The following is a 10,951-nucleotide window of genomic DNA, read 5'->3' as shown; positions in this document are numbered from 1 at the left end:
CGGCGGGCCCCCGCCACCGGCCGTTCGCTGCCGCACAAGCAGGCGGCCACTTCACCGGCTCGCATGCGCTTGAGGCCGACTTCCTGGTCTTCCACCACCAGGTCCAGCAGCACCTGCTGGTCAGCGCAGAACTCACCCGCCGCAGCGGCCCACCAGGTCGCCAGGCTGTCGGCGTTCAGGGCAATGCGCAAACGCTCCGGCATACCCTCCTCGTCCAGCGCCGGCACCTGGCTCTGCAGGTCGCGTTCAAGCAGGCGCACCTGCTGCACATGGTTGAGCAAGCGCCGGCCAACATCGGTGGGGCTTGGCGGGTTGGCGCGCACCAGCACCGGCTGGCCGACCCGCGCTTCAAGCAACTTGATGCGCTGGGAAATCGCCGACTGCGACAGGCCCAGCACCTGGGCGGCACGCTCGAAACCGGCCTGCTCGATGACGGCAGCGAGGGCAGAAAGCAGTTTGTAATCGAACATTATTTTTCCTAATGCCTGATCAGCTTTATTTGTTTTTCTTATACAGATGACATCCCCACAATGGCCAGCATCTTCTTTGTATTTGCGCCCGCGCCCTGCGGGCGTCCGTGGAGTCCTCCCTATGTGGCAAAGCTACCTGAACGGCCTGCTGGTCGCCTTCGGCCTGATCATGGCGATCGGCACGCAAAACGCCTTTGTCCTGGCGCAAAGCCTGCGCCGTGAACATCACCTGCCGGTGGCGGCGCTGTGCGTGGTCTGCGACGCCATCCTGGTGGCGGCCGGAGTGTTCGGCCTGGCCACGGTACTGGCGCAGAACCCGACCCTGCTGGCCGTGGCACGCTGGGGCGGTGCAGTATTTCTGCTCTGGTACGGCGGCAAGGCTTTGTTGCGGGCCTGCTCGCAACAAAGCCTGCAGCAAGGCGAAGGCCAGGGCCTGCGCTCGCGCCGGGCAGTGCTGCTCAGTGCCCTGGCGGTGACCTTGCTCAACCCGCATGTGTACCTCGACACCGTGTTGCTGATCGGCTCACTGGGCGCCCAGCAAACCGTGCCCGGCGCCTACGTGGCCGGCGCCGCCAGCGCCTCGCTGCTGTGGTTCTTCACCCTGGCCCTGGGCGCCGCCTGGCTGGCCCCGTGGCTGGCGCGGCCTGGGACCTGGCGGCTGCTCGACCTGATGGTGGCGGTGATGATGTTTGCCGTGGCGGCGCAGCTGATCTTTACCTGAGGCGCCGCTCGTCCGGCACCGGCAAAGGCTCTGGAACCTCTTTCCCGTACACTTGTTGCGTGGTTAAGCACCGGGCCCGGTGCTATGATCCAGCCCTTGCGTCGCAAAGAGTACAGACTCGCCGACGCACACCGGCCGCCCGTGATCGGCCTTGCGCTCACCGCAACAGACCTGATTAGGAGAATCACCATGGCTTTTGAATTGCCGCCGCTGCCTTACGCCCACGACGCCCTGCAGCCGCACATTTCCAAGGAAACCCTGGAATACCACCACGACAAGCACCACAACACCTATGTCGTGAACCTGAACAACCTGGTGCCTGGCACCGAGTTCGAAGGCAAGACCCTGGAAGAGATCGTCAAGACCTCCTCGGGCGGTATCTTCAACAACGCCGCTCAGGTCTGGAACCACACCTTCTACTGGAACTGCCTGGCGCCAAACGCCGGCGGCCAACCAACCGGCGCCCTGGCTGAAGCCATCAACGCCGCGTTCGGCTCCTTCGACAAGTTCAAGGAAGAGTTCACCAAGACGTCGGTCGGCACCTTCGGTTCCGGTTGGGGCTGGCTGGTGAAAAAAGCCGACGGTTCCCTGGCCCTGGCCAGCACCATCGGCGCCGGCAACCCGCTGACCAGCGGCGATACCCCGCTGCTGACCTGCGACGTCTGGGAACACGCCTACTACATCGACTACCGCAACCTGCGTCCGAAGTACGTCGAGGCGTTCTGGAACCTGGTCAACTGGAAGTTCGTTGCCGAGCAGTTCGAAGGCAAGACCTTCACTGCCTGAGACGGCTGCTGATCGATACGCGTGATCCGGTATCGAGCGACCGAGAAGCCCACCCTAGCGGTGGGCTTTTTTATGGGCGCCGATGCTGCAACATTTTTCATCCTATTCCCGCGCCGTGCATCTTGCCGCGCACGCAGAGCACGCTAACATCAAACGTTGGGAAACTCTTTCCCACGGATTAAAGTCGCAAGGCCGGGCAACCGATACAGTGACGGCAGGCACCCAACCTGCTCCAGGGGCAAAAATGCACCCTCACGGAGCTGGAGAAGTCCTGTTGACGGCCGATAGTGGATTGCCAAGTTTGATGGCAAAATGATGCCATGCGCATGGATTAAGGAAACCCCATTGAAGCTGGAACTCAAGAACAGCTTATCGGTCAAGTTGCTCAGGGTAGTACTGCTCTCGGCGTTGGTCGTCGGTGTAGTTCTCAGTTGTGCGCAGATCGTCTTCGATGCCTACAAGACCCGCCAGGCCGTCGCCAATGACGCCCAACGGATCCTCGACATGTTCCGTGATCCTTCAACCCAGGCGGTGTACAGCCTGGACAAGGAAATGGGCATGCAGGTCATGGAGGGCTTGTTCCAGGACGAGTCCGTGCGCATGGCCGCCATCGGCCATCCCAATGAAACCATGCTGGCGGAAAAATCCCGCCCGCTGCAGGAAGTCTCCAGCCGCTGGTTGACCGACCTGATTCTCGGCCAGGAACGCAGCTTCACCACCCAACTGGTCGGCCGTGGCCCCTACAGCGAATATTACGGCGACCTGAGCATCACCCTCGACACCGCGTCCTATGGCGAGGGCTTTCTGGTCAGTTCGGTGATCATCTTCATTTCCGGTGTGCTGCGCGCCCTGGCCATGGGCCTGGTGCTGTACCTGGTCTATCACTGGATGCTGACCAAGCCGCTGTCGAAGATCATCGAGCACCTCACCCAGATCAACCCCGACCGCCCCAGCCAGCATCAGTTGCCGCTGATCAAGGGCCACGAAAAGAACGAGCTGGGCTTGTGGGTCAATACCGCCAACCAATTGCTGGCGTCGATCGAGCGCAACACCCACCTGCGTCACGAGGCCGAGAACAGCCTGCTGCGCATGGCCCAATACGACTTTCTCACCGGCCTGCCCAATCGCCAGCAATTACAGCAGCAACTGGACAAGATCCTGATCGACGCCGGTCGCCTGCAACGCCGGGTGGCAGTGCTGTGTGTCGGCCTGGATGACTTCAAGAGCATCAACGAGCAATTCAGCTACCAGGCCGGCGACCAGTTGCTGCTGGCCCTGGCCGATCGCCTGCGCGCCCACAGTGGCCGGCTTGGCGCCCTGGCACGCCTGGGTGGCGACCAGTTCGCCCTGGTCCAGGCCGATATCGAGCAGCCCTACGAAGCGGCAGAACTGGCCCAGAGCATTCTCGATGACCTCGAGGCGCCGTTCGCGCTCGACCATCAGGAAATCCGCCTGCGCGCCACCATCGGCATCACCCTGTTCCCCGAAGACGGCGACAGCACCGAGAAGCTGCTGCAAAAAGCCGAGCAGACCATGACCCTGGCCAAGGCCCGCTCACGCAACCGCTACCAGTTCTACATCGCCAGCGTCGACAGCGAGATGCGCCGCCGTCGCGAGCTGGAAAAAGACCTGCGCGAAGCCCTGCCGCGCAACCAGCTGTTTCTGGTCTATCAACCGCAGATCAGCTACCGCGACCACCGCGTGGTCGGCGTCGAGGCGCTGCTGCGCTGGCAGCATCCGGAGCTGGGCATGGTCCCGCCCGACCAGTTCATCCCTCTGGCCGAGCAGAACGGCAACATCATCACCATCGGCGAGTGGGTACTCGACCAGGCCTGCCGGCAACTGCGCGACTGGCATGACCAGGGCTTCAGCGAACTGCGCATGGCGGTCAACCTGTCGACCGTGCAACTGCACCACAACGAGCTGCCGCGGGTGGTCAACAACCTGCTGCAGATCTACCGCCTGCCACCGCGCAGCCTGGAGCTGGAGGTCACCGAAACCGGCCTGATGGAAGACATCAGCACCGCCGCCCAGCACCTGCTGAGCCTGCGCCGCTCCGGGGCGCTGATCGCCATTGACGACTTCGGTACCGGCTACTCCTCGCTCAGCTACCTGAAATCGCTGCCGCTGGACAAGATCAAGATCGACAAGAGCTTCGTCCAGGACCTGCTCGATGACGACGACGATGCCACCATCGTTCGCGCCATCATTCAGCTGGGCAAGAGCCTGGGCATGCAGGTGATCGCCGAGGGCGTGGAGACGGCTGAACAGGAGGCCTACATCATTGCCCAAGGTTGCCATGAAGGTCAGGGCTATCACTACAGCAAACCACTGCCAGCCCGGGAGTTGACCGCGTTCCTGAAACAGGCGCAGCGCAACCAGGTTTCGATTCTGTAATAACCCCCGTCCGCATCGCCAGAAGTGACAAAAACACGCATTTGAATATTTACGTGACTGCCCCTTTACACAAAATGCAAATCTTTCGCATTATGTTGCAGTTTTGCGTGCCCCGGTACGCTTGTCCAACCTCTCGACGCAGGAATTCGCCATGATTCGTATGCCTCTGGCCACCGCCAGTCTGTTGGCCATTGCCATCTCTCTCGCCGGTTGCGGCGACAGCAAGGACAAGGACAAGGCCGCCGCACCGCAAACTCCGGCCGCCACCACCTCGGCTGCCGCACCTGCTGGCGCCGTTGACGAGGCAGCAGCCAAGGCCGTGGTCAAGCATTACGCCGACATGGTCCATGCCGTCTACAGCGACTCGCTGAGCACCGCCAAGACCCTGCAAACCGCCATCGACGCCTTCCTCGCCAAGCCCAACGACGAAACCCTGAACGCCGCCAAGGCCGCCTGGGTCGCCGCACGCGTGCCGTACCTGCAGAGTGAAGTGTTCCGCTTCGGCAACACCATCATCGACGACTGGGAAGGTCAGGTGAACGCCTGGCCGCTGGACGAAGGCCTGATCGATTACGTCGATAAGAGCTACGAGCACGCCCTGGGCAACCCTGGCGCGACCGCCAACATCATCGCCAACCTGCAAGTGCAGGTCGGCGAAGACAAGATTGACGTCAAGGACATCACCCCGGAGAAACTGGCCAGCCTGAACGAACTGGGCGGCTCCGAAGCCAACGTCGCCACCGGCTACCACGCCATCGAATTCCTGCTCTGGGGCCAGGACCTGAATGGCACCGGCCCAGGCGCTGGCGCCCGTCCTGCCTCCGACTACCTGGAAGGCAAGGGCGCTACCGGCGGCCACAACGAACGCCGTCGCGCCTACCTGAAAGCCGTAACCCAACTGCTGGTCAATGACCTCGAAGAAATGGTCGGCAACTGGGCGCCGAACGTCGCCACCAACTACCGCGCCACCCTCGAAGCCGAGCCTGTCAACGACGGCCTGCGCAAGATGCTGTTCGGCATGGGCAGCCTGTCGCTGGGCGAACTGGCTGGCGAGCGCATGAAAGTTTCCCTGGAAGCCAACTCGCCTGAAGACGAGCAAGACTGCTTCAGCGACAACACCCACAACTCGCACTTCTACGACGCCAAGGGCATCCGCAACGTCTACCTGGGCGAATACACCCGCACCGACGGCACCAAGCTGACTGGGCCAAGCCTGTCGTCGCTGGTGGCCAAGGTCGACGCAGCTACCGACACCACCCTCAAGGCCGACCTGGAAGCGACCGAAGCCAAGATCCAGGTCATGGTCGACCACGCCGCCAAAGGCGAGCACTACGACCAGCTGATCGCGGCCGACAACGCTGCCGGCAACCAGATCGTGCGTGACGCCATCGCCGCCCTGGTCAAACAGACCGGTGCGATCGAACAGGCCGCAAGCAAGCTGGGGATTGCCAACCTGGCGCCAGACAGCGCTGATCACGAGTTCTGATTCAGTAGCGGTTAACAAAGGCGGCCTTCGGGTCGTCTTTTTTATGCGCATTATCGCGGGGCAAGCCCGCTCCCACTGTAGGAGCTGGCTTGCCCCGCGATAGATTTCATCCAGCAAACGCAAATCCCTCTTATTCAATTTCCCTGAGCCTGCTAAGCTTGCACGCCGGTTTTTTGCCCAAGCCCCAGGATTATTGATGTCCTCGTTGCTTTCCCGCCTCAGCCCCCTGCTTCTGGCCCTGTTCCTGGCCGGTTGCGACGATGCCCCGCATTTCACCCAGGCCGAGCCCGGTGAGGCGCTGGCCGGTGGCAAGGCCACGGTGAACAAGCGCGACCAGAACGCCTACTCCATGCCTTCGGCCAACCTGCCGCCAAGCCGGCGCCTGGACTTCAGCGTCGGCAACAGCTTTTTCCGCAGCCCCTGGGTGATTGCGCCGTCAACCACCACTGCCCGCGACGGCCTGGGCCCGCTGTTCAATACCAATGCCTGCCAGAACTGCCACATCAAGGACGGTCGCGGCCATCCGCCCGGGCCCAACGCGGCCAACTCGGTGTCGATGCTGGTGCGCCTGTCGATCCCTGACCAACCACAGTACGCCAAGGTCATCGAGCAACTGGGCATCGTCCCGGAGCCTGTGTATGGCGGTCAGTTGCAGGACATGGCAGTGCCCGGTGTCGCCCCCGAAGGCAAGGTGCGCGTTGAATACGATGCGCACACCGTAACCTTCAAGGACGGTACCCACGTGGAGCTGCGCACGCCGCGGTTGCAGATCAGCCAGCTGGGCTACGGCCCGATGCACCCGGACACCCGTTTCTCCGCCCGGGTCGCCCCGCCGATGATCGGCCTGGGCCTGCTCGAAGCCATCCCTGAGGCGGCAATCCTGGCCAACGCCGACCCCGATGACGTTAATGGCGATGGCATCCGTGGCCGCGCCAACCGGGTCTGGGACGATGCCCTGGGCCAGACCGTAGTCGGCCGCTTTGGCTGGAAGGCCGGGCAGCCAAACCTCAATCAGCAGAATGTCCACGCCTTTTCCGGTGACATGGGCCTGACCACCAGTCTGCGGCCGATGGACGATTGCACCCCGGCGCAAACCGACTGCCTCAACGCCGCCAACGGTAACGGCGCCAATGGCGAGCAGGAAGTCAGCGACAACATCCTGCGCCTGGTGCTGTTCTACACCCGTAACCTGGCGGTGCCGGTGCGCAAGGACGTCGATTCAACCCAGGTCCTGGCCGGCAAGAACCTGTTCCACCAGGCCGGTTGCCAACGCTGCCACACGCCACAGTTCACCACCGCCAGCGACGCCGCCGAGCCGGAGCTGGCCAGCCAGCTGATCCGCCCCTACAGCGACCTGCTGCTGCACGACATGGGCCCGGGCCTGGCGGATAACCGCACCGAGTTCGCCGCCAGCGGGCAGGACTGGCGCACCCCGCCGCTGTGGGGCATCGGTTTGAACCAGACCGTCAGCGGTCACACCCAGTTTCTTCATGATGGCCGCGCCCGCGACCTGCTCGAAGCCGTGCTCTGGCACGGCGGCGAGGCCGAGGCGGCCAAGCAGCACGTACTGACCTTCAATGCCGAGCAGCGCGCCGCGTTGCTGGCCTTTCTGAATTCACTTTAAGCAAAGGAGCCGGGCATGTTCCGTCCCAAACTGTTGTTCACCAGCCTTGCCGCCCTCGCCCTCGGCGCCTGCTCGCCGCAAGACCCGCAAGCGCTGACCTCGGCGGCGATCGCCCAACAGGTGATCCTGCCGACCTACAGCCGCTGGGTCGAAGCCGACCGCCAACTGGCCGTCAGTGCCCTGGCTTTCTGTGAAGGCAAAGCGGACCTGGCCACTGCCCGCGCCGACTTCCTCCATGCGCAAAAAGCCTGGGCCGAGCTGCAGCCGCTGTTGATTGGCCCGCTGGCGGAAGGCAACCGCGCCTGGCAGGTGCAGTTCTGGCCCGACAAGAAGAACCTGGTCGGTCGTCAGGTCGAGCAACTGATCAATGCCGACACGCCGGTCGATGCCGAAACCCTGGGCAAATCCAGTGTCGTCGTGCGCGGCCTGTCGGCTTACGAGTACATCCTCTTCGACAGCAAGCCGGACGCCGCCAACGCCGAACAGAAAGCCCGTTACTGCCCGCTGCTGGTGGCCATCGGCGAACACCAGAAGACCCTGGCCGAAGAAATCCTCAAAGGCTGGAACAGCACCGATGGCATGCTGGCGCAGATGACCAAGTTCCCCAACCAGCGCTATGCCGACTCCCACGAAGCCATTGCCGACCTGCTGCGCGCCCAGGTCACCGCCCTGGACACCCTGAAGAAAAAGCTCGGCGCGCCGATGGGCCGCTTGAGCAAGGGCATCCCGCAGCCGCTGCAGGCCGAAGCCTGGCGCAGCCACTCCTCGCTGAAAAGCCTGGAAGCCAGCCTGAACGCGGCCCAGACCGTCTGGGTCGGGGTCGACAACAAAGGCCTGCGTGGCCTGCTGGGCAAGGATCAGCAGGCCCTGGCCGACAAGATCGACGCCGCCTACGCCAATGCGATCAAGCTGCTGGCCATCAACCAGAAAACCCTGGGTGAGTTGCTCGACGACGAAGCCGGTCGCCAGCAACTGAATGCCATTTACGACAGCCTCAACGTCGTCCACCGCCTGCACGAAGGCGAGCTGGCCAAGGCGTTGGGCATCCAGCTGGGCTTCAATGCCAACGACGGTGACTGATCATGTTGCGACGCCAGGCTCTCAAACTCGGTAGCGTTGTGCTCAGCGCCCTCACCCTCGGCGGCTGGGCCCTGTTTCGCAACAAGAGCAGCGCCCCGCTGCTGCTCTCGGCGCGTGACGATGGCGACGGCAAGCACTATGCCGTCGGCTACCGCCTGGACGGTACCCAGGTATTCGCCACCCTGGTGGGCCAGCGTTGCCACGACATCATCAACCACCCCGAGCAGCCGATTGCCCTGTTCGTCGCCCGCCGCCCCGGCACCGAGAGCTACCTGATCGACCTGCGCGATGGCCGCTTGCTGCAGACCATCACCTCGCAGCCGAACCGGCACTTCTACGGCCACGCGGTGATCCACAAGAGCGGTGAATGGCTTTATGCCACCGAGAACGACACCACCGACCCCGGTCGTGGCGTGCTCGGGGTGTATCGGTTCGACGGCGAACGTCTGCAGCACAGCGGTGAAATCCCGACCCACGGCATCGGCCCGCACCAGGTGTCGTGGATGCCCGACGGCGAGACCCTGGTGGTGGCCAACGGCGGTATCCGCACCGAGGCCGAAAGCCGGGTGGAGATGAACCTCGATGCCATGCAGCCAAGCCTGGTGCTGATGCAGCGCGACGGTACCCTGCTGAGCAAAGAGGTACTCGGCCAGCAGATGAACAGTGTGCGCCACCTGGCGATTGCCGCCGACGGCACCATCGTCGCCGGCCAACAGTTCATGGGCGCCAGCCACGAGACGGCCGAACTGCTGGCGATCAAACGTCCGGGCCAGGCATTCGAAGCCTTCCCGGTGCCCGAGCAGCAGTTGCAGTCGATGGCCCACTACACCGCCAGCGTCGCCGTTCACAATGAGCTGCGCCTGGTGGCGCTGACCGCACCACGGGCCAACCGCTTGTTCATCTGGGACCTGGACAGCGCCCAGGTACGCCTGGACGCCCCGATGCCCGATTGCGCCGGCGTCGTCGCCGTGGCCGACGGTTTTGTCGTGACCTCCGGACAGGGCCGTTGCCGCCTGTACGACTGCCGTAAAAACGAGCTGATCGGCCAGCCGCTGCAACTGCCCTCGGGGCTCTGGGACAACCACCTGCACCTGGCCTGAAAATAGCCGGGAACACAGGCTTCCCAGGCCCGGTCAACAGAGTAATATTCGGCTACATCGCACGTGGGCAGGGACGCCCGTCGTCGTGCCAAGCGAACCACAATTCGTCTCCAAGGAACTGGACTATGCTGCGCCGCCGCATGCTGATCATGTTGGGTGTTGTCCTGCTGCTCGTGCTGATCCTGGGGGGCTACAAAGCCTTTGCCATCTATCAGCAGATCCAGATGTTCGCGGCCCCCAAGCCACCGATCAACGTGGCGGCGACCGAGGCCAGCGAACGCGCCTGGCAGAACCGCTTGCCGGCAGTGGGCAGCCTCAAGGCCCTGCAAGGGGTCGACCTGAGCCTGGAGATCGCCGGCACGGTCAAGGCCCTGCAGTTCGAGTCCGGGCAGCAGGTCAGCAAGGGCCAGCTGTTGCTGCAACTGGACAGCGATGTCGAAACCGCGCTGCTGGGTACCGCCCTGGCCGACCTGGGCCTGGCCCAGGTCGATTACAGCCGCGGCAGCCAGCTGGTCGGCAGCCAGGCCATTTCCAAGGGCGAGTTCGATCGCTTGAGCGCACAGTTCAAGCGCACCAAGGCGGTGGTCGAACAACTCAAGGCCGCACTGGCGAAAAAGAGCATCAACGCACCGTTCAGCGGCACCATCGGCATCCGCCAGGTGGACGTCGGCGACTACCTGGCCAGCGGCACAGTCATCGCGACCCTGCAGGACCTGAGCAGCCTCTACGTCGACTTCTTTGTCCCCGAGCAGTCGATTCCCAAGCTGAGCATTGGCCAGCAGGTGCTGGTCAACGTCGCCGCCTACCCACAGGAGAACTTCCCCGGCACCCTCAGCGCCATCAACCCCAAGGTTGAGGACAGCACCCGCAACGTGCAGGTCCGCGCCACCCTGGCCAACCCCGACGGCAAGCTGCTGCCCGGCATGTTCACCAGCCTGCAGGTGCTGCTGCCCGATCCGCAGCTACAGGTGGTGGTGCCGGAAAGCGCGGTCACCTATACGCTCTACGGCAACTCGGTGTACGTCGCCGTGGCGAAAAAGCCCGAGAAGGCCGAGGACGCCAAGCCACAGGCCACCCCCGAAGGCCAGGCGACACTGATCGCCGAGCGCCGTTTCGTGGAAACCGGTGAACGCCGCGATGGCCTGGTGGTGATCAGCAAAGGGCTCAAGGCCGGTGAAACGGTGGTCACCGCCGGCCAACTGAAACTCACCCAGGGCGCGCCGATCAGCATCAGCCCGGACAAGACCCTGCAAGCCCCCACCCGCCAGCCGCGCAGCAACTGATCAA

At 63.5% G+C, this 10,951-nt stretch carries 9 protein-coding genes; 8 read left to right on the top strand and 1 reads right to left on the bottom strand.

What is annotated here, in order from left to right:
- Positions 1-470: ArgP/LysG family DNA-binding transcriptional regulator (locus tag UW3_RS29195; RefSeq protein WP_010220836.1), on the bottom strand; the 470-nt coding region annotated here is incomplete at its 3' end.
- A gap of 121 nt (positions 471-591) precedes the next feature.
- Here UW3_RS29195 and UW3_RS0103330 point away from each other — a divergent pair.
- The 8 genes from UW3_RS0103330 (at position 592) to UW3_RS0103295 (ending at position 10,947) form a co-directional block, all read left to right on the top strand.
- Entirely contained in the window at positions 592-1,191 is a 600-nt protein-coding gene (locus UW3_RS0103330) for a LysE/ArgO family amino acid transporter (protein ID WP_010220834.1), read from the top strand.
- Positions 1,192-1,380: 189 nt separating this feature from the next.
- Complete coding sequence (locus tag UW3_RS0103325; protein WP_010220832.1) at positions 1,381-1,977, top strand: superoxide dismutase; 597 nt, start codon at positions 1,381-1,383, stop codon at positions 1,975-1,977.
- Between the two features lie 345 nt (positions 1,978-2,322).
- Positions 2,323-4,374, top strand: a complete 2,052-nt coding sequence (locus tag UW3_RS0103320; RefSeq protein WP_010220831.1) for a putative bifunctional diguanylate cyclase/phosphodiesterase — start codon at positions 2,323-2,325, stop codon at positions 4,372-4,374.
- A 151-nt stretch (positions 4,375-4,525) separates the two neighbouring features.
- Positions 4,526-5,860, top strand: coding sequence for an imelysin family protein (locus UW3_RS0103315; RefSeq protein ID WP_010220830.1), 1,335 nt, complete (start codon positions 4,526-4,528; stop codon positions 5,858-5,860).
- Between the two features lie 196 nt (positions 5,861-6,056).
- Positions 6,057-7,484 carry a di-heme oxidoreductase family protein gene (locus UW3_RS0103310; protein ID WP_010220829.1) on the top strand — a complete coding sequence of 476 codons (1,428 nt, stop codon included), beginning with the start codon at positions 6,057-6,059 and terminating at the stop codon, positions 7,482-7,484.
- 15 nt (positions 7,485-7,499) lie between these two features.
- Complete coding sequence (locus tag UW3_RS0103305) at positions 7,500-8,564, top strand: imelysin family protein (protein ID WP_010220828.1); 1,065 nt, start codon at positions 7,500-7,502, stop codon at positions 8,562-8,564.
- A gap of 2 nt (positions 8,565-8,566) precedes the next feature.
- Positions 8,567-9,664, top strand: coding sequence for a DUF1513 domain-containing protein (locus UW3_RS0103300; RefSeq protein ID WP_010220827.1), 1,098 nt, complete (start codon positions 8,567-8,569; stop codon positions 9,662-9,664).
- Positions 9,665-9,789: 125 nt separating this feature from the next.
- Positions 9,790-10,947 carry an efflux RND transporter periplasmic adaptor subunit gene (locus UW3_RS0103295; RefSeq protein ID WP_010220826.1) on the top strand — a complete coding sequence of 386 codons (1,158 nt, stop codon included), beginning with the start codon at positions 9,790-9,792 and terminating at the stop codon, positions 10,945-10,947.
- Positions 10,948-10,951: the final 4 nt, after the last annotated feature.

Source organism: Pseudomonas donghuensis (assembly GCF_000259195.1).
Taxonomy (GTDB): domain Bacteria; phylum Pseudomonadota; class Gammaproteobacteria; order Pseudomonadales; family Pseudomonadaceae; genus Aquipseudomonas; species Aquipseudomonas donghuensis.
This window is presented reverse-complemented; position numbering and strand designations above follow the sequence as displayed.

Coding starts and splice junctions, on each gene's coding strand:
- UW3_RS0103330 (WP_010220834.1), top strand. CDS start 592: ATGTGGCAAAGCTACCTGAACGGCCTGCTGGTCGCCTTCGGCCTGATC.
- UW3_RS0103325 (WP_010220832.1), top strand. CDS start 1,381: ATGGCTTTTGAATTGCCGCCGCTGCCTTACGCCCACGACGCCCTGCAG.
- UW3_RS0103315 (WP_010220830.1), top strand. CDS start 4,526: ATGATTCGTATGCCTCTGGCCACCGCCAGTCTGTTGGCCATTGCCATC.
- UW3_RS0103310 (WP_010220829.1), top strand. CDS start 6,057: ATGTCCTCGTTGCTTTCCCGCCTCAGCCCCCTGCTTCTGGCCCTGTTC.
- UW3_RS0103305 (WP_010220828.1), top strand. CDS start 7,500: ATGTTCCGTCCCAAACTGTTGTTCACCAGCCTTGCCGCCCTCGCCCTC.
- UW3_RS0103300 (WP_010220827.1), top strand. CDS start 8,567: ATGTTGCGACGCCAGGCTCTCAAACTCGGTAGCGTTGTGCTCAGCGCC.
- UW3_RS0103295 (WP_010220826.1), top strand. CDS start 9,790: ATGCTGCGCCGCCGCATGCTGATCATGTTGGGTGTTGTCCTGCTGCTC.